Origin of the sequence: Arthrobacter sp. 49Tsu3.1M3 (genome assembly GCF_900168135.1) — a bacterium.
Lineage (GTDB): Bacteria > Actinomycetota > Actinomycetes > Actinomycetales > Micrococcaceae > Arthrobacter.
This window is the reverse complement of sequence record NZ_FUZD01000017.1, coordinates 70,362-92,853: the sequence shown is the minus strand read 5'-3', so window position 1 is coordinate 92,853 and position 22,492 is coordinate 70,362. Positions and strand designations below refer to the sequence as shown.

The window sequence follows — 22,492 nt, the reverse complement described above, 5'->3', positions numbered from 1 at the left end:
CGCGTCCTTCTGGAGGGTGCCGGTGCGGTTCAATCAATGTCCCGCAAGGGCAACTGCTACGACAACGCGGTGATCGAGAACTTCTTCGGTCACCTCAAGGAAGAGCTCTTCCACCATGTCCGGTTCATCAGCACCGACGCACTGGCAGCGGCACTGCACGAATACATCCGCTGGTACAACACCGAACGGATCTCAACAAAGCTTGAGGGCCTGAGCCCGCTGCAATACCGTGCCCAGGCCCTCGCAGCCTAGGCTCTTACCAACCAGTCCAACTTTCGGGGACCAGTTCACGGTCATGGGAGGGCATGTCCAACGGCGTTGGCCTGGGTGGGCAGGTTCCCCGGGACCAGCGAAGGACATGTCCACTCTCCGGCAGTAGGACCCTGGAACATGTCCATTGCTCGCAGCCAGCAATGGACATAGCTGCCATATGTCCATTGCTCGGGGTCACGGGAGGGCATGTCCAGCGGACAGGCCGGGGACATGCTGAAGCGGCTAGGCTGAAGCGACGTCGAAAACAGCGGTCTGCGGACCGCCGAACCCTAAGGATCAGCTGCATGGGATTCACCGAACTCTTTGTGTCCACCCACGAAGAAGCCCTCAAGCGCGCCGGCGCACTCGAAGGCGGCAGCCCGGCTGCCCCGGGCGCCGTCCGCATCCCGGAGATCAGCGATTTCGAGGTGGAGCGGTTGGGAGACCTCGCCGGCGTCGCCGTTCACGCCCCGGGCGCGGACTATGAACTGGCTATGGTCGACGTGGCCAGTGACTCGCTGCTCGGCGTCCCGGCGGCCATGGTCCGCACGCTGGCGGAACTGCTCAGCTATGAAACCGAAGGGGAGGGCGACGTCCTGGAGGATGTCGCCGCGAACTGGGCCGCCGAGGAGGACATGCCCTTCGGCCCGGACGAGGCCCGGGGCTACGTCCGCCGGATCGCCGAGCTCGCCGCCGGCGTCGACCCCGCCACCAGGTCCGGCCTCTACGTCTGGACGTCCTGACCGGCCCTCGAGGCCGCTTTCAGGCCGCGCGCTGGCGCGCCGGGCACGTGTCAAGTCGAAATCCTGCCGGTGATCTGGCACAATGAACAGGTACTCGATCTGCGTGGCCCCTCTCTCCGCGTCTGGATCTTGTCCTTTAGAACCCCCAAGTACGGCCCGCCCCACGGGTGCAGAACGCCGGGCTCGACCCCGTTTCAGAAACAGGAGTGACCACAAAAGTGGCCGTAAAGATTCGCCTTAAGCGCTTCGGTAAGATGCGCGCACCGTACTACCGCATCGTCGTCATGGACTCACGCTCCAAGCGTGATGGCCGTGCTATCGAAGAGATCGGCAAGTACCACCCGACCGAAGAGCCCTCGTACATCGAGGTCGACACGGACCGTGCCCAGTACTGGCTCGGCGTCGGCGCACAGCCGTCCGAGCAGGTCGCCGCGATCCTGAAGATCACCGGTGACTGGCAGAAGTTCAAGGGTCTCCCGGGCCAGGAGGGAACCTTGAAGACCAAGGCTCCCAAGGCTGCCTTCGTTACCCCGGAAAAGGGTTCCGTGATCATCCCGGAAGCCATCACCAAGAAGGCCAAGAAGGACGAAGCTGCCGAGGCTCCCGCCGACGCCGCCGAAGCAGAGACCACCGAGGCTGAGTAAATTGCTGGCAGAAGCGCTCGAACACCTTGTCCGCGGGATTGTTGACAGCCCCGAGGACGTCAAGGTCAGTGCGAAGAACAACCGCCGCGGGGAAACCCTCGAGGTGCGCGTTCATCAGGACGACCTCGGACGGGTGATCGGCCGGCAGGGCCGGACCGCACGCGCACTGCGCACTGTGGTTGCGGCGCTGGCGGACGGCGAGCAGGTCAGGGTCGACGTCGTCGACACCGACCGCCGCCGGTAACGCTTTCAGCACTACTTGTCTTGAGTCCGGCCCCTTCACCAGATAATGGTGGAGGGGCCGGACTGTTTTCCCGTAATTCCGCACCAGAGAATTCAGAATCACCAACCCCGAACAGAGGAACAGATGCAGCTCCAGGTGGCACGAATCGGCAAGCCCCACGGCATCCGCGGCGAAGTGACCGTCCAGGTGCTTACCGACGCGCCCGGCGACCGTTTTGTCCCCGGCACGCAGTTCATCGTGGAACCCGCCTCGGCCGGGCCGCTGACGGTGTTCAGCGCCCGCTGGAACAAGGACATCCTGTTGCTGGCCTTCGACGAGATCGAAACCCGCAACGAGGCCGAGACCCTGCGCGGCGCCAAGCTGTTCATCGAAACCGAAGACATCGGCGCCGAGGACGACGACGAGGGCTGGTACGAGCACGAGCTCGTGGGCCTGGAGGTCCGCGTAGGCGGCAATGTGGTCGGCAAGGTCTCGGCGCTGCACACGCTGCCCGTGCAGGACCTGCTGGTGGTCACCACGGACGACGGCAAGGAAGTCCTGATCCCCTTCGTCGAGCAGATTGTGCCCGAGGTCAACGTGGCTGAAAAGTACGTGCTCGTCACCCCGCCGCCCGGACTCTTCGAAGTCAACACGGACGAGGCGCCCGAGGCCCAAGACCCCGCAGTCCAAGATCCCGCGGCCCGGAACTCCGAAGATCAGGGCAACGCGTAGATGAGAATCGACGTCGTCAGCATCTTTCCGGAGTACCTGGCCCCGCTGGAGCTGTCACTGATCGGCAAGGCCCGCCAGGACGGCCTGCTGGACCTCAAAGTCCATGACCTGCGGGACTTCACCACCGACCGGCACCGGACGGTCGATGACACCCCCTACGGCGGCGGCGCCGGCATGGTCATGAAGCCCGAACCGTGGGCGCAGGCCCTCACCGCCGTGGCCGCCGGGCGGTCCGCTGACGCAAGGGACGCCGGCACACCTGACGACGCCGGCACCCCCAAGTCTGCCGGCCCGGAAGGCGCCGCCAAGCCTGTCCTGATCGTCCCGTCACCCGCGGGGGAGCGCTTCACCCAGGCCACCGCGCACGAACTGGCGGAGGAAGATCAGCTGGTGTTCGCCTGCGGGCGCTACGAAGGCATCGACGAACGGGTCCTGGAATGGGCCGCGGAGCACTTCACGGTGCGCCCGATGAGCCTGGGGGACTACGTCCTCAACGGCGGCGAAGTCGCCGTACTCGCCATGGTCGAGGCCATCGGCCGGCTGCTGCCCGGCGTCGTCGGCAACCCCGAGTCCCTCGTGGAGGAATCCCATTCGGACGGGCTCCTCGAATACCCCGTCTACACCAAGCCCTCCAGCTGGCGGGACCGGGACGTCCCGGCCGTGCTGCTGAGCGGCAACCACGGCAAGATCGCCCAGTGGCGCCGGCATGAGCAGTACCGGCGCACCGCCGAACGCCGTCCCGACCTCCTCGTGGAGTTCGACGCCGGCAAGCTGCCGCGCGCGGACCGCACGGCCTTCTCCGACCTGGGGTACGACGTCGTCGACGGCCGCCTGCTGCGCCGTCCCGACGCCTAACCGCCGGGATTGGGCTAACCCGCACGAAATGTGGCAAAATTAGTCCTTGTGCCTGCTGGGTTGCGAACCTGCCACAGGGGGAGCGCTACCAACAGCCCGGCACCCCGGCCCCGTCTACTCCTGACAGAGCCGGATTGACAAACTTTCGGCGGAAATTTCCGGGCGGCGCATGCCACCGGGCTTGGCCGCCGTAACCCAACGTGAGTGACCTGTGGCGTTCACCAGGAGTGGATCAATGCATATCCTCGATTCCGTAGATGCAGCCTCGCTGCGCACCGATGTTCCCGAGTTCCGCGCGGGTGACACCATCAAGGTTCACGTGAACATCATCGAAGGCAAGAACTCCCGCGTCCAGGTCTTCCAGGGCTTCGTCCTTGGCCGCCAGGGCGATGGCGTCCGCGAAACCTTCACTGTCCGCAAGGTCTCCTTCGGTGTCGGCGTAGAGCGTACCTTCCCGGTGCACTCCCCGATCATCGACAAGGTCGAGCTCGTCTCCAAGGGTGACGTGCGCCGCGCCAAGCTTTACTACATGCGTAACCTGCGTGGTAAGGCCGCGAAGATCAAGGAAAAGCGCGACTTCCAGACCGCCAAGTAAGTCTTCCCAGACTTCCAACGCAGTCTTTCACCGCGGATCCACGGACCGTATCCGGTGCGTCAGCTAGCGCGGCGCCGGAGCTATCCGCAACAGCGCACATTAGTTCACGACAGCGCCAGGGGATACGGAACATGGAACAGCCAAAACGCCAGCCCAGGAAACCGGGCTGGCGTTTTGCGTTGCTGGCCCTGGTGCTCGCCGTGGCCATCAGCGCCGTGGTCCGCTCCCTGTGGGTGGACATCTTCTTCATCCCGTCAGCCTCCATGGAGCCGCTCCTGCACACCGGGGACCGGATCGTGGTGGCTCGGACCGGCTTCCAGGCTGAGCCGCTGGGCCGGGGCGACGTCGTCGTCTTTGACGGCCGCGGTTCCTTCGCCCCGCTCAACAGCGGCAACGGCCCCGTGGTCGATGCCCTCGCCGAAGCCGGACGCTGGCTTGGCCTGGCGGGCAGCGACACCACGTATGTCAAGCGCGTCATCGGACTGCCCGGCGACAGGGTGGTCTGTTGCGACGCCGGCGGCCGGCTCACAGTCAACGGCCAGCAAGTTGCGGAACCGTATGTGTATCCGGGGGACACCCCGAGCGATGTGAAGTTCGCAGTCCAGGTGCCTGCCGGACGGCTCTGGCTCATGGGGGACCACCGCTCGATGTCCGCCGATTCCCGGAGCCTCCTGGGCGCCCCCGGCGGGGGCATGGTGCCGCTGGAACGCGTCATTGGCAGGCCGGTACAGATCATCTGGCCGCTTGATAGATTTGCAGCAGTAGCGCGGCCCGAACCGGCTGCGACAACGACGACGACGAACGGACAGTAGATGCCCGAGACCGAACCGCGCACTCCTGATCCGCAGGGCCAGGACCGACCCCGGGTTACCGCCTCGGCGATTCCCGCGGATGAGCCGGCGGATCCACCGGCTGGTGCGCCGGCTCCGGCGTCGCAGAACGACAGCGCCGGTGCGCAGCGCGCTGATCGTATCCAGGCTGCCCGGTCGGAGACTGCCCTGACCGCGCCTGGGCCGACCGCGTCTGAGTCGACTGCGGCGGGGCCGACCGCCTCTGAGGGGACCGGGAGGGAGCGCGCCGACGGCCCCGCCCACGCCGACCCGACCTCCCGCCGGGCCAGGAAGGCCAAGGCCCGTGAAGGGCGCAGCCCGCTCTTCCTGTGGCTGAAGGAGGTTGCCACGGTGGTCGTCGTGGCGATCGTGCTGTCCTTCCTGATCAAGACCTTCCTGTTCCGGGCCTTCTACATCCCGTCCGAATCCATGGTCAACACCCTCGACGTCAACGACCGCATCTTCGTGAACCTGCTCGTGCCCGAGCCCATGGCGCTCCAGCGCGGGGACGTGGTGGTGTTCCGGGACAGCCAGGGCTGGCTCGCCCCCGCGGCCCCGAAGGCCAAGGGCCCCTTCACCTGGGTGCAGGACGGGCTGACGTTCGTCGGACTGCTGCCGGACAACTCGGAACAGCACCTGGTCAAGCGGGTCATCGGGCTCCCGGGTGACCACGTGGTCTGCTGCGACGCCGGCGGACAGCTCACCGTCAACGGCGCGCCGCTGGACGAGAAATACATCAATTCCGCAGAGATTCCCCAGGTCCGCGACTTTGACGTCGTCGTGCCCGCGGGCAAGGTCTGGGTCATGGGCGATAACCGCAACCACTCCGCGGATTCCCGCGCCCATATGGACACCAACGGCGGCTTCGTCAACGAATCCGACATCGAAGGCAAGGCCGCCGTCATTGCGTGGCCGCTGAACCGGATGTCGGCCCTGGACAACTACCCGGACGTCTTCCGCAGCGTCCCCGCCCCGTCCGGAAAGTAAGCCGCCCGTCATGTCAGCAGCACCCACCCTCGACTACGAACGGCGCTTCCGCAGCTCCGGCGCACGGCTCCTCGCGGGCATCGACGAGGTCGGCCGCGGCGCCCTGGCCGGTCCCGTCAGCGTGGGGATCGCCGTCGTCGACCTGCAGCAACAGAAGCTCCTGGCCGATGTCCGGGACAGCAAGCTGCTCAAGGTCGCGGACCGGGAGCGGCTGGTGCCGCTGGTCCGGGACTGGAGCGTCGCCTCCGCCGTGGGGCATGCGTCCGCGAACGAGATCGACGAACTCGGGATCATCGCAGCGCTCCGGCTCGCCGGGAACCGGGCCTGGTTTGCCGTGCTCGCCGCCGGCGTCAGGCCCGAGGTGGTGCTGCTGGACGGCAGCCATAACTGGCTCTCGCCGGATCTGCAGCCCTCCTTGTTTGACGATGCCCCCGCCGAACCCGGCTGCGATGCCCCGGTACACACGCTGGTCAAAGCTGACATGCAGTGCCTCAGCGTCGCCGCGGCCAGCATCATCGCCAAGGTCGAGCGCGATGCGATGATGTGCGAGCTGCACACCCAGTACCCGGCCTACGGCTGGGACGTGAACAAGGGCTACGGCACCGCAGCGCACAAGGAGGCGCTGCGGACCGCCGGTCCCACGCCGTACCACCGGGTCAGCTGGCAGCTCCTCTAGCTGCGCTGGCGTGGGGACGGCGCCCGGCGGTGGCGCGCGGCCGGCGCACTGTGGCGCGCGGCCGGCGCACTGTGGCGCGCGGCGTGCGCCGGATGGTGCAAGATGGAACCATGAGTGCCGAGGACCTTGAAAACTATGAGACCGACATGGAGCTACAGCTCTACCGCGAATACCGCGACGTCGTCGGGCTGTTCAGCTATGTGGTCGAGACCGAACGGCGTTTCTATCTTGCCAACCACGTTGACCTGCAGGCCCGAAGCGCCGACGGCGAGGTCTACTTCGACCTGACCCTGCAGGACGCCTGGGTGTGGGATGTCTACCGCTCCGCCCGGTTCGTCAAGAGCGTCCGCGTCATCACGTTCAAGGACGTCAACGTCGAGGAACTGCCCCGCAGCGAGGAACTCGCCCTGCCCAAGGTCGAGGACCTGGGCAACTGACCTTCGTTTCCTAGCCCCTAACTGGCGCAGGGTTCCCGTTGCGGTCCAAGGCAATGCCCTGCTGCCGCAGCAGGTCCAGCACACTGTCCGGATACGAACCGCAGCCATCCGGGTTCGCGGATCCCCGCTCGGCCGCGTGGTCGGACGCTGTGTCGCCTATGCCGATGGTTGCGACGGCCGCCTTCCATCCGCCGAGCCCCTCGATCTGCTTGGGGACCCACACGTTGGCCGCACCGTTGACGTAGTCCCACACTTTGGGGTGGACCCCCGGGCCCAGATAGATGCCACCTTCCGCTGACCGGGTGACGAGTGTGGGCAATGGCAGGACCCCCATCAATTGCGCGGCCTGATACTCGGACATGTTCCACGGGGGTTCGTCGAAGTAGTACCAGCTCGCGGCGCAGATGCCGTACAGCTTCGGGCCGAACTGCGCGTAGTTCAGATAAAGCTCCATGATCCGTTGCGGGGTCAGGGTGAGGCTGAACTCGGTCGCCAGCCCTGCCTCCAGACCCTTCCTCAGGGCATTCGGTTCAGGCCACAGGAAGATGTTCTTCACGAGCTGTTGCGGGACCGTGGAACCGCTCGGGTCATCCTTGCCCTGAAGATAGGCGACGGCCCTGTCCCGGAAATCTTCGGCGGAGAACGCGCCAACACGCGTTCCCAGTTGTTGGTCCTCGTGGGCGACGGCCGCGGCGATGACATAGCGGCTGATGTGGTTCAGGGACACGTACTGGTAGGCGATCGGGCCGCCGGTCTGCAGCATGTAGGCAGTACGCGGGGGAGCGAACCAGATGAAGGAGACGGCGGCCAGCTCCGTGACGACCACCATGGCGAGGACGAACTTGAAGGTCCTGGCGAGCAGCCGCCGGATCCGGTGCTTGCGTTTTCCCGCCGGAACTGCCGGCTCTGGCGCGGGGCCAGACTCTGACGAAAGCCCGGGCTCAGGCTGCGATTGCAGGGGCCAGCTGGGGGCCGCCTGCCCGCCGGGCGGACCCGGTTCCGTGAGCTGCTGTGTTCCCAGTGGCTGGGCCGCTCGATATTCCATACGCCGATCCTTCGGCCGATCCTCAGGAGAGAATACGGACGCCCCGCGGAATGAGCTGGGGTTGGGAAAAGCCTAGGTGGGCAGTGCGGGCATTGGCTACGTTTCGTTGCCTGACAATTGCCTCAACATGTCCTGTCAATGCCGCCACGGAGTTGATCGCCGGTAGTGCCCGCCCGGAATCCGCCCGGATCCCTGGCCTTCGGAAGGCGCTTCGGCGACGTTCCTCAACATCGGTGGATGTTCATTCATGGATCATCTCGTCTGTTGAGAAATTTGGTGACCTGCTGCGCAACCTCGTCGGTGATTCCCGTTTGCCAGTTCGTTTTGAACAAGGGCTGATCGGCATAGAAGTCAGAGTCATCGTCGACAATGGCATACCGCGTGACTTCCGGGTGCTCGTCCAGCCACATCTTCACCTCCTCGCCACGAAAACCTGTGTCTGCTATCGGAGTAACGTCAAAGGTCTTGTAAACGTGTCGGTCGACTTCTTCACGGCCGCCTTGGAAATGCCGCCATGTGGACGTTAGAACAACGGCTGCGCCCGTGTCGAGGATGATCTTGCCGACCATGGACGCCAGGAAAGGATCGATGCCCATGAAGCCGCGATGGCGCTGTCTCGTCCCCACGCGGTTGACGACTCCGTCAATATCGAGGAAAAGTACTTTCATTCCTGTTCCTCCCGCAGTTCTTTTCGGCCTGCCTTGATTATCCGATCAGCAGTGCTGAACGCGCTGCGGATACTCTTCTCATCCGGCGTGTGCTCTTGTAGCCCGGCGACGTTTTCCACATAGCCGAAGTGTGCCCTGTCTTCGTCCGTGGCGGCGCTTCACGCTGGAGGCATGAGAGCTAAGGATGTGCTGGGCCAGCGCGGGGAGGACCTCGCGGCGGATTTCCTGCAGGCCCACGGCATGCGGATCGTGGAGCGGAACTGGCGCTGCCCCGAGGGTGAGATCGACATTGTCGCGCTCGACGGCGACGCGCTGGTCATCGCCGAGGTGAAAACCCGCAAATCCCTGGCTTTCGGGCATCCCTTCGAGGCTGTCGGCACGGACAAGCTGGCAAGGCTCCACCGGCTGGCAGCGGCGTGGTGCCGTGCCCAGGGACTGTGGATGCCGCTGTGCCGCGTGGACGTGATCGCCGTGGTCGACGACGGCATCGGCGAGCCCGCCGTCGAGCACCTCAAGGGGGTGGGGTAGATGGCCCTGGGCCGGACGTATTCCGTAGCCCTCGTGGGCCTCAACGGCTACATCGTGGAGGTCGAAGCCGACATTGGCCAGACCCTGCCGGCGTTCGTGATCCTGGGCCTGCCGGACGCCTCACTGAACGAGGCCAAGGAACGGATCCGCTCGGCGGCCCAGAATTCGGGGATCCCGCTGAGCCGCCGGAAGATCACGGCCAACCTCATCCCGGCATCCCTGCCTAAACGCGGTTCCGGATTCGACCTCGCCATAGCCATGGCCGTGCTGCTGGCGGCGAACGACATCCGGCCCACGGGCCGCACGGTCTTCATCGCCGAACTCGGCCTGGACGGCCGGCTGCGGCCCGTGCGCGGCATCCTCCCGGCCGTGATGGCGGCGGTCCGGGCCGGCTACCCGGAGGTCGTCGTGGCCCGGGCCAACGTGGCGGAGGCCGAGCTGGTCCCCGGCGCGCAGGTCCGGGGCTATGCCACACTGGCCCGGCTCGCGTTCGACTGCGGCGCGGACCCGCAGGACCTCGCCCTCGACTTCGAACCCGAGACCGAGGACTCCGGCCGCCCCGAACCCGGCACCGGTCCCGCCCTGGCGCCGGACATGTGCGATGTCTCCGGCCAGGCCGCGGCGCGGCGTGCCCTGGAAGTGGCCGCTGCCGGTGCCCACCACTTGCTGCTGACGGGACCGCCGGGTGCAGGGAAGACCCTGCTCGCCGAGCGGCTGCCCGGGCTGCTGCCGGACCTGGGCGACACCGAGGCCATGGAGGTGACCGCTATCCACTCCCTGTGTTCGCTGCCGTCGGGCTCCGTGCAGTTGCTGCGCCGGCCGCCCTACGAGAACCCGCACCACACCGCGACGGCGGTGGCTATCATCGGTGGCGGGTCCGGGCTGCCGCGGCCCGGGGCGGCGTCCCGCGCGCACCGCGGGGTGCTCTTCCTGGACGAGGCCCCGGAATACGACCGCGGCGTTCTGGACGCCCTGCGGCAGCCGCTGGAAAGCGGAGAGCTGGTCATCCACCGCTCGGCCGGGTCCGCGGCCTATCCCGCCCGGTTCCAGCTGGTCCTTGCAGCCAACCCCTGTCCCTGCGGCAAGGCAACGGGCAAAGGGGTGGACTGCATCTGCACGCCCACCATGCGCCGGCGGTACCAGGCCCGGATGTCCGGGCCGCTGCTGGACAGGGTCGATATCCAGCTGGAAGTCGAGCGGCTCTCGCTGGCCGGCTTCGGCCAACCGGCGGCCGAGGAAGGAACGGCCAGCATCGCGGAACGGGTCCGGGCGGCCCGGACCCGCCAGCTGGACCGGTTGCTGCCATTCGGGATGGAAACTAACGCGCAGGTGCCGGGGCGGCTGCTGCGCGGGGCCCTGCGGCTCGATGCCCCCACCACCCGCATCCTGGACTACGCACTGGAGCGCGGAGTGCTGACCGCACGCGGCTATGACCGCGTGCTGCGCCTCGCCTGGACCCTTGCGGACCTTTCCCGGCACGACGTCCCGGACGCAGACGACGTCGGCCAGGCGCTGGGCCTCCGGCAGGCCGCCGCGGTCTCACCCTGAGCCTTCCCCCAAGAACGCCTCCCCAGCCGTGCGAAAGGAACCACCATGATCGATGACGACCGAACAGCCCGCGCCGCCCTGGCCCGACTGTTCGAGCCGCAGGACGCGGCGGCCCTGGCACTGGTCCAGGCAGCGGGGGCGCAGGACGCCCTGCGGCTTGCCAGCGGCGCGCTGGCCGCCGGTCCCGGGCTCGAACAGGAGATCACAGGAATCCTGGCGGACAGCGGGTCCGGCAGCGGCTGGTCCGGGCTCAGCGAGGCGCTGAAGCGTTGGGCCCCGCGCGTGCCCGACCTCGCCCCGGAGCGGGACCTGGCCACCATGCATCGGCTCGGCGGACGCCTCATCATTCCCACGGATGACTTGTGGCCGCGGCAGCTGGCGGACCTCGGACTGCAGGAGCCCCTGTGCCTGTGGTGGCGCGGCGTGGAACAGGAGCTGCCCCGGGCGGGCCGGTCCGTAGCCCTCGTGGGCTCCCGGGACAGCACCAGCTACGGGGCATCGGTGACGGGCGACCTCGCCTACTCGCTGGCCCAGCGCGGCTTCACGATCATCTCCGGCGGCGCCTACGGGATTGATGCCCACGCCCACAGGGCGGCCCTGGCCGGAAGCGCGGGCGGCGTGCCCACCATTGCCGTCATGGCCGGGGGAGTGGACCGCTTCTACCCCGCCGGCAACGAGGACCTGCTGCGGACCGTGGCGAACCGCGGCGCGGTCCTGGCCGAGGTTCCGCCGGGGTCCGCTCCCACCCGCTACCGGTTCCTGCAGCGGAACCGGCTCATTGCGGCGTTGGCCTCCGTCACGGTCGTGGTCGAGGCCCGGTGGCGCTCCGGCGCCCTGAACACGGCCCACCATGCCGAAGCCCTGGGCAGGGCCGTGGGCGCCGTGCCCGGATCCATCCACAGCGCCAACTCCGCCGGCTGCCACCGGCTTCTCCGTGAAGGCGGCGCGGTATGCGTCACGGATGCCGGGGAGATCGCCGAGCTCGCCTCCCCGAGCGGCGAGGCGATGCCCCCGGACAAGGCAGGCCGGTCTGAGGCCCACGATGGCCTGACACTGGAGGACCTGATCCTGCTCGATGCCCTGCCGCTGCGGACCACCACCTCGGTCGAGAAGCTGGCCGCGGTGGCCGGGCTGAGCCCGGACTCGGTCCGAGCAGGTCTTGGCCGGCTCGGGCTCCTGGGGCTGGCTGAATCCCGGCACGGCGGCTGGAAACGCTCCGGGAAGGCGGGCTGAGATGGCGTGCTTCACCGGGAAGACGCGGCTCGCCGACAGGCTCCTTGAATGCCGGGGGAATACTGCCAGAGTAAGAGGGTGTCTACACAGGATCCCGCCGCTGCCCCGCCCGCCGCGCTCGAGGGCGATATCCAGCTCGCTGCCGCACGCTTCGGCCGCTACCTGGAAGCGGAGCGGGGCCGGTCCGCCCATACCGTGCGGGCCTATCTCTCCGATGTTGAAAGCCTGCGGGTGCACGCCGCAACCGAGGGCGTCCACGACCTTGCCGGGCTGGAGCTCGGAACCCTGCGGCGCTGGCTCGGCGCCCAGAGCGAGTCCGGGAAGTCCCGCGCCACCCTGGCCCGCCGCGCCGCCACCGCCAGGGCCTTCACCGCCTGGGCCGTCCGCGAGGAGCTGATCGAAGCCGACCCCGCCCTGCGGCTCAAGGCGCCAAAGCGGGAGAAGTCCCTCCCCGGCGTCTTGCACCAGCAACAGGTCCTGAGGCTCGTGGACGACGCCGAATCCGCCTCGGCCGAGGGGGAACCGCTGGCCTTGCGCAACCGTGCCATAGTGGAGCTGCTCTACGCCACCGGTGTCCGGGTTGGCGAGCTGGCCGGCCTGGACGTTGACGACCTCGACCCGGACCGCAGGACCCTCCGGGTGCTCGGCAAGGGCAACAAGGAACGGACGGTGCCCTACGGGCTGCCGGCGGCGCTCGCCGTCGACGACTGGCTCCGCCGCGGCCGGCCGGCCCTCGCTACCGGGACCTGCGGCCCGGCGCTCTTCCTGGGCGCGCGCGGCGGAAGGGTGGACCAGCGCCAGATCCGCAGCGTGGTCAAGGAGATGTTGGAACGGCTGGGAGACACCGCCGCCACCGGGCCGCACGCCCTGCGGCACTCCGCAGCGACCCACCTGCTCGACGGCGGGGCGGATCTGCGCGCCGTGCAGGAAATCCTCGGGCACAGCAGCCTTGCCACCACCCAGATCTACACCCACGTGTCCGTCGAGAGGCTCCGGCAGAGCTACCAGCAGGCGCACCCCCGGGCCTGAGGATCGCCGGCCCAGCGCGTCCGTCCGGCCGGAAAAAGCGCACAATTCGGCCCCGGTTCCGGCCCGGGATTCCGCCCGCATACCTGCCCGGCGCCAAGCGGACCAGGGTCCGCCTACGGGACCGCCGAACCGGGCACGGCGCGCCGGAGAAGACGCGCCGAATCGCACTGGCGTAATTAGGAGGGGTAGGGCAGAATAAAACTCACGCCCGGGAAGTTTCAAGTTGAACTTGAAGCTGGAATGCACCACGTCCCAGCTTCAAACCCGGTTGTATATTAGTAGTCTGGCAGGGACCGCCGGCATAAATTCGGATCCGCGCAACAGACAGACATCCAGGCACAGGTCGTTGGGGAAGACGTACCTACAGCTATGGAGGATGGAATGTCTGTTGCACTGACCCGAGGTGTGTTGTTCGTTCACTCGGCCCCGACTGCCCTGTGCCCCCACGTCGAGTGGGCCATAGGGTCTGTCGTGGACAAGCGGACGGACCTGGAGTGGACCGCTCAGCCTGCCGCGCCCGGAATGTTCCGGGCCGAGCTGTCGTGGACCGGAACGCCGGGCACGGGGGCTCAATTGGCGTCCGCTCTGCGAGGTTGGGCGCACCTGCGCTATGAAGTCACCGAGGAGCCGAGCCAGGGGGTGGACGGCGGCCGCTGGTCGCACACCCCGGAGCTCGGGATCTTCCACGCCACCACTGACGTCCACGGCAACATCATGGTGTCCGAGGACCGCATCCGCTACGCCTACGAATCCGGCGCCGGCGACCCCTCGGCCGTCTACCACGAACTCTCCCTCGCCCTGGGCGAGGCCTGGGACGAGGAGCTCGAGCCGTTCCGGCACGCCGCCGAAGGCGCCCCCGTGCGCTGGCTCCACCAGGTCGGCTAGGGCTCACCGGGCGCACCACCGCAGCAATTCCATAGCTAGGCGCCAAAAGGCAGATGGCGGCAATGTTCACGAAGAACATTGCCGCCATCTGCCGTCCCGGCGTGCTGCGGGCGTGCTGCTGGTCGAGCAGTTACACGCTGCGTACCGCGATCACGGCGTTGTGGCCGCCGAAGCCGAACGAGTTGCTCAGTGCGGCGATGCTGCCGGCCGGCAGGTCGCGGGCGGTCGTGACGACGTCGAGCGGGATTTCCGGATCCTGGTTCTCGAGGTTGATGGTCACCGGCGCCTTGCGGTCGTAGATGGCCATGACCGTCAGCACGGCCTCCACGGCTCCGGAGGCGCCGAGCAGGTGCCCCATCTGGGACTTGGTGGCCGAGACCGCTACGGAGTCCACGTGCTTGCCCAGGGCGGCTTTGAGGGCCGCGTACTCGGGCTTGTCGCCGACCGGAGTGGAGGTGGCGTGCGCGTTGACGTGCACGATGTCTTCGGGCTGGATGCGGCCATCGAACATCGCAGCCTTCAGCGCGCGGGTGGCGCCCAGGCCCTGGGGGTCCGGGGCGGTGATGTGGTAGGCGTCGGCGGTGACCGAGGTGCCTGCCAGTTCGGCGTAGATCCGGGCGCCGCGGGCCAGGGCGTGTTCCTCGGCCTCGAGCACCAGGGCACCGGCGCCTTCGCCCATGACGAAGCCGTCGCGGTCACGGTCGTAGGGGCGTGAGGCGTGCTCGGGATCGTCGTTGCGGCGTGAGAGGGCCTGCATGGAGGCAAAGGCGGCGATCGGCATCGGGTGGATGGCGGCTTCGGCGCCGCCGCAGACGACGACGTCGGCCTTGCCGGCGCGGATCAGGTCCAGGCCCACGTGCACGGCCTCGGTGCCGGACGCGCAGGCGGAAACGGGGGTGTGGGCGCCGGCGCGGGCACCCAGGTCCAGGCTGACCGCGGCGGCCGGGCCGTTGGGCATCAGCATGGGCACGGTCATGGGCAGGACGCGGCGGGGACCCTTTTCGCGCAGGGTGTCCCAGGCATCCAGGAGGGTCCAGACGCCGCCGATGCCGGTCGCGAAGGCCACCGCCAGACGGTCGTGGTCGATTTCGGTGATGCCGGAGTCGGCCCACGCCTCGCGGGATGCGACGACGGCGAACTGGGTGGACGGGTCCATGCGCTTGGCCTCGACCCGGGTCAGGACGTCCAGGGCAGGGGTGGAGGCGCGTGCGGCGAAGTGGACAGGCAGCTCGTACTTGGCCACCCAGTCGTCCTCAAGCGTGTGCGCGCCGGAGACGCCCTTGAGCGCGTTCTTCCACATCGTGGGGACATCGCCGCCGATGGGTGTGGTGGCACCCAGACCGGTAATGACTACTTTGCGTGCCATGGGATCACTCTCTGTCGGTGCGCCTGCCGTATCCGGAACCGCGAACGGGATGGCCGGGGCCTGCGAGGGGAAAACTTTCGGGTCATTCAGTTGCTGGTGGTCCGGTCCGGGCACTGTTGCAGCGCCCGGACCGGGCACCGGGGTCCGCCGATACTGGCGGAAGCCAGACTAGGCCTGGGCGTTGGAGATGAAGCTGACGGCGTCGCCGACGGTCTTGAGGTTCTTGACCTCTTCGTCCGGGATGCGGACGCCGAACTTCTCTTCGGCGTTGACCACGATCGTCATCATCGAGATGGAGTCGATGTCCAGGTCCTCGGTGAAGGACTTGTCCATTTCGACAGCCTCCGTGGCCAGGCCGGTCTCTTCGTTGACGATTTCAGCCAGGCCGGCCAGGATTTCTTCGTTGCTAGCCATTGATGGCTCCTTTTCTGGTTGTTGCCCCCGGCTGCCGGTGGAATGCCGGCAGCCTAAGGGCGGAAATGATTCAAACCGAGGGTTCGGCTTGGTGCGGGAATGCTTGCGAGCACAGCATGCGGGGCGGGCCCTGAAAGTGAAGGACATGCGGTGCAAAGGTGAAACGGGTGGAACGTATTTAGTTCGGAAAGCGGTGGCTGCCTAAGGAAGCACGACCACCTGGGCGCCGAAGACCAGACCGGCGCCGAAGCCGATCTGCAGCGCCAGCCCGCCGCTGAGCTCGGGGTTTTCCTCGAGCAGGCGGTGGGTGGCCAGGGGGATGGACGCCGCCGACGTATTTCCGGCGTCGGCGATGTCGCGGGCGATCTTGACAGTCTCGGGCAGCTGCAGCTTCTTGGCCATCTCGTCGATGATGCGCATGTTGGCCTGGTGCGGGATGAACGCGGCCAGGTCCTCGGGCCGGATGCCGGCGGCGTCCAGGGCCTGCTGGGCCACCTTGGCCATCTCCCACACGGCCCAGCGGAACACAGTCTGGCCGTCCTGGCGCAGGGTCGGCCAGAGGGATGCGTCGGTCACTGCCGCTTCCTCATCGCTGACGGCGGCGCCGCGCTTGCCGGTCAGGGCGAGCTCGCGGATGTCCAGCATGGAGTGGGTCATGCCGATGGCATCCCACTTGCTGCCGTCCGAACCCCACACCGAGGGGCCGATGCCGGGGGTGTCGGAGGGGCCGATCAAGACAGCGCCCGCGCCGTCGCCAAGCAGGAAGGAGATGGTCCGTTCCGTGTTGTCGATGACGTCGGAGAGCTTCTCGGCACCGACCACCAGGACGTAGGAGGCCGCGCCGGAGCGCACCAGGGCGTCGCCCTGGGCGATGCCGTAGCAATAGCCCGCGCATGCCGCGGAGATGTCGAAGGCCGGGGCCGGCGTCGCGCCGAGGCGGTCGGCGAGGCTCGCTGCGGCGGACGGGGTCGCATACGGGTGGGTGACCGTGGAAACGATCACGGCGCCGAGCTGTGAGGCCTCGATGCCGGCCTTCTGCAGTGCTTCACGTGCGGCGCCCTCGGCCATGTCAATCACGCTGACATCGGCGGGCGCGCGGTGCCGGGTGATAATGCCCGTGCGCTGGCGGATCCACTCATCCGAGGAGTCGATCCACTGGCACACGTCCTCGTTGGTCACGATCACGCTGGGCCGGTAAGCGCCGATTCCCATGATGCGGGTGTTTGCCTGCACCGGGGCCTGCTTCAGAGTGGGAACGCTCATACCCCTCCCTCCAGTTCTGCAAATAGGGCCAGGGCCGCGGAAAGATCGTCCGGGGTCTTGACGGTGACTGTCTTGACGCCGGGCATGCCGCGCTTGGCCAGGCCGGCCAGTGTCCCGGCGGGAGCCAGCTCGATCACGCCGGTCACCCCGCGCTGCACCATCGTCTCCATGCACTGGTCCCAGCGGACGGGCCGGGAGACCTGGGCAATCAGGCTGTCGACGGCGGCGGCGCCGTCGGTGACTTCCGCCCCGTCGAAGTTGGACAGCAACGGCACCTGCGGGTCCTTCGGGTGCAGCGACGGACGCAGGGCCTGCAGGGCCGCACCCGCGGGGGCCATGTGCGAGGTGTGGAACGCGCCCGCGACCTTCAGCGGAATCACCCTGGCCTTGGCCGGCGGGTTCTCCGCCAGGGCCTTCAGCTGCTCCAGGGTGCCGGCGGCGACGGTCTGGCCGGCCCCGTTGACGTTGGCGGCCGTGGCCCCTGCGGCAGCAATGGCTGCCAGGACCTCCGCGGGGTCGCCGCCCACGACGGCACTCATGCCGGTCGGGGTGGCTGCGGCAGCGGCTGCCATGCTGTTGGCGCGTTCGCGGACAAACGTCATGGCTTCGGATTCCGGCAGGACACCGGCGAGGGAAGCCGCGGTGATTTCGCCGACGGAGTGGCCGGCAAGGATGACGGGAAGCGTGCCAAGTTCGACGTCGAACAGCGACTTTGCCGTCACCAGGCCCGCAGCGACAATCAGGGGCTGCGCGACTGCGGTGTCCTTGATGGTCTCCTCATCGGAGGTGGTGCCGTGGGCAGTGAGGTCGATGCCTGCTATTTCGCTAAGGGAGGCCAGAAGGCCTGCGACGGGTGGCAGTTCCAGCCAAGGGGCCAGAAAACCAGGGGTCTGGGAGCCCTGTCCAGGGCAAACGATTGCAAGCACGTAACCAGCTTTCCAAATTACCGCGTGAACGTTCGTGTTTTCATGCACCAAGCTCACTGGGTCAGTTTGTAGGAAGTCTACAACGGTTCAGGAGCCGTTGCGGGGAGGTTGCCGCTCCGTGGGGGCCTTCGGCGGGGCAGAAAGCCGGCCCACGACGAGGGCGGTCTGCAGCACGAACGCCTCCCGCGGCAGCAGCGGATCCCAGCCCGTGACGTCGCAGACGCGCTTGAGCCGGTAGCGCACTGTGTTGGCGTGGACGAAGAGTTCCCGGGCCGTGGCCTCGAGCGAATGGCCCAGTTCGAGGTACGTGCCGAGGGTCTCCACCAGCCCGTTGGAGGCGGCCAGCAGGGGGCGGTAGATGTTCTTGACCAGCGAGCGGCGGGCGGCGTCGTCGCCGGAGATCACCCGTTCCGGGAGCAGGTCATCGGCCGCCACCGGGCGCGGCGCGGAAGGCCACGCGCGGGCCGCGGTGAGGCCGGCAAAGGCCGACTGGGCGGAGCCGCTGGCCTCGAGGAGGGACCCGGCCTCCGGGCCGTAGACCACCGGGCCGGGGGCAAAGAGTTCGCTGAGTTTCAGGTACGCGGTCTCCCGGTCATGGACCCCGCCCAGGATCAGGATGAGGCGGTCGCCCTGGATCCCCACAAGGGCGTCCTCGGCAAAGCGCCCCGCGGTGCGCCGCAGTTCGCTGACGTAGCTGGCGCTAGGTTCGGACGGGGAATTCCCGACCATGACGGTGAAGCGCTCCTGTGCTTTCCAGCCCAGGGCCGCGATCCTGGACCGCAGCGCGTCGGTGTTTTCGCCACGGAGGATGGCATCGACAATCAGGGCTTCCAGCCGGGTGTCCCAGGAGCCGCGGGATTCCGCGGCGCGGGCATAGACGTCGGCGGCCGCGAACGCGACCTCCCGCGAGTAGCGCAGCACGGCCTCCCGGAGGGCCCCCTGGTCCGCTTCCGGGGCGATCACCGGGACTTGGTCCTCGACGACTTCCACCACGATCCGGATCAGCTGGAGCGCCTTCTGCAGGCTGATGGAGCGGGTCAGTTCGGTGGGCGCGGTGCCGAAGACGTCGGAGAGGATCCACGACGGCGAACTCGGCCGTTCGTACCAGGTGACGAAAGCCGCGATGCCGTTCTGGGCCACCATGCCCAGGGCGGAACGTTCATCCGAGTTCAGCCGGCCATACCACGGCAGGGACTTCTCCAACTGGCGCAGCGTCGTCGTCGACAGCTGGCCCACGCTGGCCCGGAGCTTCTTGAGGGTTTCGGCTTTCTCCGGAGTCATCGCCCTCGAGCTCGGCTTGCGTTTTTCGGGAGTGGTGATCGGCTCTGCCATGCATTGAGCATACGGGGCGGGCCGCCCAAGCTCCATTTGTGCGAAGGCTACAACTGCCCTTGTCCTGCATCACAGCGGACCGCGGCAGTCTAAAGCGCGCCCAACAAGGGAGGCGGGAGGGGAGATGAAAGGGGAGGAGGGGGCGGGCGGGGCGGTTAAACGCCCGACGGCGGCCCCCACCTTTCGGTGGGAGCCGCCGTCGAACATGCGCTCTTGCGCTGGAGCGCGGTTAGGAGTCGCCGCCCGCGTTGCCGGTGGTGCCGGCGTTCACGTTGTGCAGGCGGTACTTCTCGATGGCCTGGGCAGGTGCCTGGGCATCCACTTCGCCCCGGCGGGCCAGCATCTCCAGGGAACGGACCACAACCGAGTGGATGTCGTTCTTGAAGAAGCGGCGGGCCGCGGCGCGGGTGTCCGAGAAGCCGAAGCCGTCAGCGCCGAGCGAGGCGAACTCGTTCGGCAGGAACTGGCGGATCTGGTCCGGCACGGCCTTCATGTAGTCCGTGACGGCCACGATCGGACCGGTGGCGCCGGCGAGCTGCTGCGTCACGAACGGGACGCGGGCGGGCTGGCCCGGGTTGAGGAAGGAGTCTTCCTCGGCGGCCATGGCGTCGCGGCGCAGTTCGGTCCAGGAGGTCACGGACCAGACATCGGCCGAGACGCCCCAGTCCTCGGCGAGGACCCGCTGGGCTTCGAGGGCCCAGGGAACAGACACACCCGAGGCAAGGATCTGCGTGCGCGGGCCGTCAATCTTGGCCGGCGCCAGCAGGTAGATGCCCTTGATGATGCCCTCGACATCGAGTTCCGCCGGTGCGGGCGGCTGCACGATCGGCTCGTTGTAGACAGTGATGTAGTACATCACGTTCCGCGACGGATCGTTGTCGGCAATTTCTTTTCCGGCTTCGCCGGGGCCGTACATCCGGTTGAGGCCGTCACGCATGATGACGCCCATCTCGTAACCGTATGCCGGGTCGTAGGTGATGACGGCCGGGTTCGTTGCCGCGAGCATGGGGGAGTGTCCGTCAGCGTGCTGCAGGCCCTCGCCGGTCAGCGTGGTCCGGCCTGCCGTGGCGCCGATGATGAACCCGCGGGTCATCTGGTCGGCGGCCGCCCAGAAGGAATCGCCTGTGCGCTGGAAGCCGAACATCGAGTAGAAGACGTAGACCGGGATGAGCGGTTCGCCGTGGGTGGCGTAGGACGTTCCTGCGGCGGTGAAGGCTGCCACGGACCCGGCCTCGTTGATGCCGGCGTGCACGATCTGGCCGGAGATGGACTCCTTGTACGCCAGGACGAGCTCGCGGTCCACGGAGAGGTAGTTCTGGCCGTTCGGGTTGTAGATCTTCGCCGTCGGGAAGAACGCGTCCATGCCGAAGGTGCGTGCCTCATCGGGGATGATCGGCACAATGCGCTTGCCGAACTCCTTGTCCCGCATGAGGTCCTTGAGCAGGCGGACGAACGCCATGGTGGTGGCGGCGTGCTGCTTGCCGGAGCCGCGGTTGGCGACTTCATAGACCTTCTCGTCCGGGAGCGTGACGTCGGCGTGCTTGGAGCGCCGCTCGGGGACGAAGCCGCCGAGCTGCTTGCGGCGGTCCATCAGGTACTGGATCTCCGGGGAGTCCATGCCGGGGTGGTAGTACGGCGGCCGGTAGAGGTCCGCTTCGAGCTGCTCGTCCGTGATCGGGATGCGCAGGTGGTCGCGGAAGGCCTTGAGGTCCGCGAGGGTGAGCTTCTTCATCTGGTGCGTCGCGTTGCGGCCCTCGAAGTGGGTACCCAGGCCGTAGCCCTTGACGGTGTGCGCCAGGATGACCGTGGGCTTGCCCTTGAACTCGGTGGCGGCCTTGTAGGCGGCGTAGACCTTGTTGTAGTCGTGCCCGCCGCGCTTGAGGTTCCAGATCTGGTCGTCGGTCAGGTCCTGGACCATTTCCTTGGTCTGCGGGGTCTTCCCGAAGAAGTGCTCGCGGACGAACGCGCCGGATTCGGCCTTGTACGTCTGGTAGTCGCCGTCGACGGTCTCGTTCATGATCTTGACGAGCGAGCCGTCCTCGTCCTTGGCCAGCAGGTCATCCCACTCGCGGCCCCAGACGACCTTGATGACGTTCCAGCCGGCACCGCGGAAGAACGCTTCGAGTTCCTGCATGATCTTGCCGTTGCCGCGGACGGGACCGTCGAGGCGCTGGAGGTTGCAGTTGATGACGAAGTTGAGGTTGTCGAGCTTGTCGTTGGCCGCCAGCTGCAGCAGGCCGCGGGACTCGGGCTCGTCCATTTCGCCGTCGCCCAGGAACGCCCAGACCTGCTGGTCCGAGGTGTCCTTGATGCCGCGGTTGTGCAGGTACCGGTTGGACTGGGCCTGGTAGATGGCGTTCATCGGGCCGATGCCCATAGAGACGGTGGGGAATTCCCAGAACTCCGGCATCAGGCGCGGGTGCGGATAGGAGGACAGGGCGTGCCCTTCCTTGGACTTCTCCTGGCGGAACCCGTCCAGGTCCTCCTCGGAGAGCCGGCCTTCCATGAAGGCGCGGGCGTACATGCCGGGGGAGGCGTGGCCCTGGAAGAAGATCTGGTCGCCGCCGCCGGGGTGGTCCTTGCCGCGGAAGAAGTGGTTGAAGCCGACCTCATACAGGGTCGCGGCACCGGCGTAGGTGGAGATGTGGCCGCCGACGCCGATGTCCGCCCGCTGTGCCCGGTGCACCATCACGGCGGCATTCCAGCGCAGCCAGGCGCGGTATTTGCGTTCGATCTCTTCATCGCCAGGGAATGCTGCTTCCTGGTCGACCGGGATGGTGTTGACGTAGTCCGTGGTGGTGACCATCGGAACACCCACGCTCTGCGCGCCGGCCCGCTGGAGCAGGCTGCGCATAATGTACTGGGCACGTTCGGTGCCTTGTTCCTGAATCAGGGTATCCAGGGACTCCAGCCATTCGGCGGTCTCTTCCGGATCACGATCAGGCAGCTGGTTTGTCAACCCGCTGAGGATATGGGAGGTATCTTCTCCTGCAGCCACGTCCAACCTCTCTTTGAGCGCATCTATCGGCACCCTCAGCTCCGGGCAGGGTGACTGCCTGGCGTGAACGCGACGTGTGCGACATATCGGTTACAACAGCCCGGTCGTATGCGCCGGGCAAGGTCCAATCACGGTACGCCTGCCTGTATAAACCGGGCGGTTGCCCGCGCAGGCGTAGTCGTCATCAGCCACTCTAGCCGTGCGGGCTGATGGATGCGTAGCCGCCCTATGGACCCACCGCCGTATTTCACGGGCATACTGGTTGTGTGACGAAGCGCTGCCC

At 67.4% G+C, this 22,492-nt stretch carries 24 protein-coding genes; 16 read left to right on the top strand and 8 right to left on the bottom strand.

Translation table 11 applies throughout. From position 1 onward, the window contains the following. The 11 genes from B5X90_RS16210 to B5X90_RS16160 all read left to right on the top strand — a co-directional run. Positions 1-252 (top strand): IS3 family transposase (locus tag B5X90_RS16210; RefSeq protein ID WP_143264785.1); only part of this gene is annotated, 252 nt, incomplete at its 5' end. A gap of 305 nt (positions 253-557) precedes the next feature. After that, positions 558-995 carry a hypothetical protein gene (locus B5X90_RS16205; RefSeq protein ID WP_079554800.1) on the top strand — a complete coding sequence of 146 codons (438 nt, stop codon included), beginning with the start codon at positions 558-560 and terminating at the stop codon, positions 993-995. A gap of 218 nt (positions 996-1,213) precedes the next feature. After that, positions 1,214-1,639, top strand: coding sequence for a 30S ribosomal protein S16 (gene rpsP / locus B5X90_RS16200; RefSeq protein ID WP_026266438.1), 426 nt, complete (start codon positions 1,214-1,216; stop codon positions 1,637-1,639). A 1-nt stretch (position 1,640) separates the two neighbouring features. Beyond that, on the top strand, positions 1,641-1,883 hold the full coding sequence (locus B5X90_RS16195; RefSeq protein ID WP_079554798.1) for an RNA-binding protein: 243 nt from the start codon (positions 1,641-1,643) through the stop codon (positions 1,881-1,883). Between the two features lie 123 nt (positions 1,884-2,006). Beyond that, positions 2,007-2,594 (top strand): ribosome maturation factor RimM, encoded by a 588-nt coding sequence (gene rimM, locus B5X90_RS16190; RefSeq protein ID WP_179129164.1) that lies wholly within the window; start codon positions 2,007-2,009, stop codon positions 2,592-2,594. After that, positions 2,595-3,449, top strand: coding sequence for a tRNA (guanosine(37)-N1)-methyltransferase TrmD (gene trmD / locus B5X90_RS16185; protein ID WP_079554794.1), 855 nt, complete (start codon positions 2,595-2,597; stop codon positions 3,447-3,449). A gap of 235 nt (positions 3,450-3,684) precedes the next feature. Further along, positions 3,685-4,044 carry a 50S ribosomal protein L19 gene (rplS, locus tag B5X90_RS16180; RefSeq protein WP_018773447.1) on the top strand — a complete coding sequence of 120 codons (360 nt, stop codon included), beginning with the start codon at positions 3,685-3,687 and terminating at the stop codon, positions 4,042-4,044. A 131-nt stretch (positions 4,045-4,175) separates the two neighbouring features. Then, the gene (lepB, locus tag B5X90_RS16175) at positions 4,176-4,856 is read left to right on the top strand and encodes a signal peptidase I (protein ID WP_079554792.1); all 681 of its coding nucleotides are present in this window, start codon (positions 4,176-4,178) and stop codon (positions 4,854-4,856) included. After that, a complete protein-coding gene (lepB, locus tag B5X90_RS16170; RefSeq protein WP_256860284.1) occupies positions 4,857-5,861 on the top strand; it encodes a signal peptidase I in 1,005 nt (334 codons plus the stop codon). A gap of 10 nt (positions 5,862-5,871) precedes the next feature. Continuing rightward, entirely contained in the window at positions 5,872-6,537 is a 666-nt protein-coding gene (locus B5X90_RS16165) for a ribonuclease HII (protein ID WP_079554790.1), read from the top strand. Positions 6,538-6,647: 110 nt separating this feature from the next. Beyond that, on the top strand, positions 6,648-6,974 hold the full coding sequence (locus B5X90_RS16160) for a DUF2469 domain-containing protein (RefSeq protein ID WP_018773443.1): 327 nt from the start codon (positions 6,648-6,650) through the stop codon (positions 6,972-6,974). Positions 6,975-6,984: 10 nt separating this feature from the next. Here the strand turns inward: B5X90_RS16160 and B5X90_RS16155 are convergent, their stop codons facing one another. Beyond that, positions 6,985-8,019 carry a transglycosylase domain-containing protein gene (locus tag B5X90_RS16155; protein WP_079554788.1) on the bottom strand — a complete coding sequence of 345 codons (1,035 nt, stop codon included), beginning with the start codon at positions 8,017-8,019 and terminating at the stop codon, positions 6,985-6,987. A gap of 245 nt (positions 8,020-8,264) precedes the next feature. Next, positions 8,265-8,687 (bottom strand): HAD domain-containing protein, encoded by a 423-nt coding sequence (locus tag B5X90_RS16150; RefSeq protein ID WP_079554786.1) that lies wholly within the window; start codon positions 8,685-8,687, stop codon positions 8,265-8,267. A gap of 171 nt (positions 8,688-8,858) precedes the next feature. Between B5X90_RS16150 and B5X90_RS16145 the strand changes: the two genes are divergently transcribed. From B5X90_RS16145 to B5X90_RS16125, 5 genes are all read left to right on the top strand, one after another. Continuing rightward, the gene (locus B5X90_RS16145) at positions 8,859-9,215 is read left to right on the top strand and encodes a YraN family protein (RefSeq protein ID WP_079554784.1); all 357 of its coding nucleotides are present in this window, start codon (positions 8,859-8,861) and stop codon (positions 9,213-9,215) included. Continuing rightward, positions 9,216-10,763, top strand: coding sequence for a YifB family Mg chelatase-like AAA ATPase (locus B5X90_RS16140; protein WP_079554782.1), 1,548 nt, complete (start codon positions 9,216-9,218; stop codon positions 10,761-10,763). It abuts the gene before it with no gap. 45 nt (positions 10,764-10,808) lie between these two features. After that, positions 10,809-11,996 carry a DNA-processing protein DprA gene (dprA, locus tag B5X90_RS16135; RefSeq protein WP_079554780.1) on the top strand — a complete coding sequence of 396 codons (1,188 nt, stop codon included), beginning with the start codon at positions 10,809-10,811 and terminating at the stop codon, positions 11,994-11,996. 129 nt (positions 11,997-12,125) lie between these two features. Beyond that, positions 12,126-13,025, top strand: a complete 900-nt coding sequence (locus B5X90_RS16130) for a tyrosine recombinase XerC (RefSeq protein ID WP_079554818.1) — start codon at positions 12,126-12,128, stop codon at positions 13,023-13,025. 381 nt (positions 13,026-13,406) lie between these two features. After that, the gene (locus B5X90_RS16125; RefSeq protein ID WP_026266435.1) at positions 13,407-13,910 is read left to right on the top strand and encodes a DUF3145 domain-containing protein; all 504 of its coding nucleotides are present in this window, start codon (positions 13,407-13,409) and stop codon (positions 13,908-13,910) included. Positions 13,911-14,040: 130 nt separating this feature from the next. Here B5X90_RS16125 and fabF read toward each other — a convergent pair whose 3' ends face one another. The 6 genes from fabF to aceE form a co-directional block, all read right to left on the bottom strand. After that, positions 14,041-15,276 (bottom strand): beta-ketoacyl-ACP synthase II, encoded by a 1,236-nt coding sequence (gene fabF, locus B5X90_RS16120; protein WP_028275211.1) that lies wholly within the window; start codon positions 15,274-15,276, stop codon positions 14,041-14,043. Positions 15,277-15,444: 168 nt separating this feature from the next. Continuing rightward, complete coding sequence (locus B5X90_RS16115) at positions 15,445-15,690, bottom strand: acyl carrier protein (RefSeq protein WP_079554778.1); 246 nt, start codon at positions 15,688-15,690, stop codon at positions 15,445-15,447. 201 nt (positions 15,691-15,891) lie between these two features. Next, on the bottom strand, positions 15,892-16,953 hold the full coding sequence (locus B5X90_RS16110) for a beta-ketoacyl-ACP synthase III (protein ID WP_079554776.1): 1,062 nt from the start codon (positions 16,951-16,953) through the stop codon (positions 15,892-15,894). After that, positions 16,950-17,879 carry an ACP S-malonyltransferase gene (locus tag B5X90_RS16105; RefSeq protein WP_079554774.1) on the bottom strand — a complete coding sequence of 310 codons (930 nt, stop codon included), beginning with the start codon at positions 17,877-17,879 and terminating at the stop codon, positions 16,950-16,952. The genes B5X90_RS16110 and B5X90_RS16105 overlap by 4 nt, the downstream gene beginning before the upstream one ends. An 87-nt stretch (positions 17,880-17,966) precedes the next feature. Then, positions 17,967-19,211, bottom strand: a complete 1,245-nt coding sequence (locus B5X90_RS16100; RefSeq protein WP_018773431.1) for a PucR family transcriptional regulator — start codon at positions 19,209-19,211, stop codon at positions 17,967-17,969. Positions 19,212-19,440: 229 nt separating this feature from the next. Continuing rightward, positions 19,441-22,209: a pyruvate dehydrogenase (acetyl-transferring), homodimeric type gene (gene aceE / locus B5X90_RS16095; protein ID WP_079554816.1), complete on the bottom strand. Its 2,769-nt coding sequence runs from the start codon at positions 22,207-22,209 to the stop codon at positions 19,441-19,443. Positions 22,210-22,492 lie beyond the last annotated feature (283 nt).

What these genes read in the sequence shown, in the direction of transcription:
- B5X90_RS16145 (WP_079554784.1), top strand. Translation starts at nt 8,859, where the DNA reads ATGAGAGCTAAGGATGTGCTGGGCCAGCGCGGGGAGGACCTCGCGGCG.
- B5X90_RS16160 (WP_018773443.1), top strand. Translation starts at nt 6,648, where the DNA reads ATGAGTGCCGAGGACCTTGAAAACTATGAGACCGACATGGAGCTACAG.
- fabF (WP_028275211.1), bottom strand. Translation starts at nt 15,276, where the DNA reads ATGGCACGCAAAGTAGTCATTACCGGTCTGGGTGCCACCACACCCATC.
- dprA (WP_079554780.1), top strand. Translation starts at nt 10,809, where the DNA reads ATGATCGATGACGACCGAACAGCCCGCGCCGCCCTGGCCCGACTGTTC.
- B5X90_RS16125 (WP_026266435.1), top strand. Translation starts at nt 13,407, where the DNA reads ATGTCTGTTGCACTGACCCGAGGTGTGTTGTTCGTTCACTCGGCCCCG.
- B5X90_RS16115 (WP_079554778.1), bottom strand. Translation starts at nt 15,690, where the DNA reads ATGGCTAGCAACGAAGAAATCCTGGCCGGCCTGGCTGAAATCGTCAAC.
- B5X90_RS16165 (WP_079554790.1), top strand. Translation starts at nt 5,872, where the DNA reads ATGTCAGCAGCACCCACCCTCGACTACGAACGGCGCTTCCGCAGCTCC.
- lepB (WP_256860284.1), top strand. Translation starts at nt 4,857, where the DNA reads ATGCCCGAGACCGAACCGCGCACTCCTGATCCGCAGGGCCAGGACCGA.
- B5X90_RS16205 (WP_079554800.1), top strand. Translation starts at nt 558, where the DNA reads ATGGGATTCACCGAACTCTTTGTGTCCACCCACGAAGAAGCCCTCAAG.
- lepB (WP_079554792.1), top strand. Translation starts at nt 4,176, where the DNA reads ATGGAACAGCCAAAACGCCAGCCCAGGAAACCGGGCTGGCGTTTTGCG.
- B5X90_RS16150 (WP_079554786.1), bottom strand. Translation starts at nt 8,687, where the DNA reads ATGAAAGTACTTTTCCTCGATATTGACGGAGTCGTCAACCGCGTGGGG.
- B5X90_RS16110 (WP_079554776.1), bottom strand. Translation starts at nt 16,953, where the DNA reads ATGAGCGTTCCCACTCTGAAGCAGGCCCCGGTGCAGGCAAACACCCGC.
- rimM (WP_179129164.1), top strand. Translation starts at nt 2,007, where the DNA reads ATGCAGCTCCAGGTGGCACGAATCGGCAAGCCCCACGGCATCCGCGGC.
- B5X90_RS16155 (WP_079554788.1), bottom strand. Translation starts at nt 8,019, where the DNA reads ATGGAATATCGAGCGGCCCAGCCACTGGGAACACAGCAGCTCACGGAA.
- rplS (WP_018773447.1), top strand. Translation starts at nt 3,685, where the DNA reads ATGCATATCCTCGATTCCGTAGATGCAGCCTCGCTGCGCACCGATGTT.
- B5X90_RS16140 (WP_079554782.1), top strand. Translation starts at nt 9,216, where the DNA reads ATGGCCCTGGGCCGGACGTATTCCGTAGCCCTCGTGGGCCTCAACGGC.
- B5X90_RS16100 (WP_018773431.1), bottom strand. Translation starts at nt 19,211, where the DNA reads ATGGCAGAGCCGATCACCACTCCCGAAAAACGCAAGCCGAGCTCGAGG.
- trmD (WP_079554794.1), top strand. Translation starts at nt 2,595, where the DNA reads ATGAGAATCGACGTCGTCAGCATCTTTCCGGAGTACCTGGCCCCGCTG.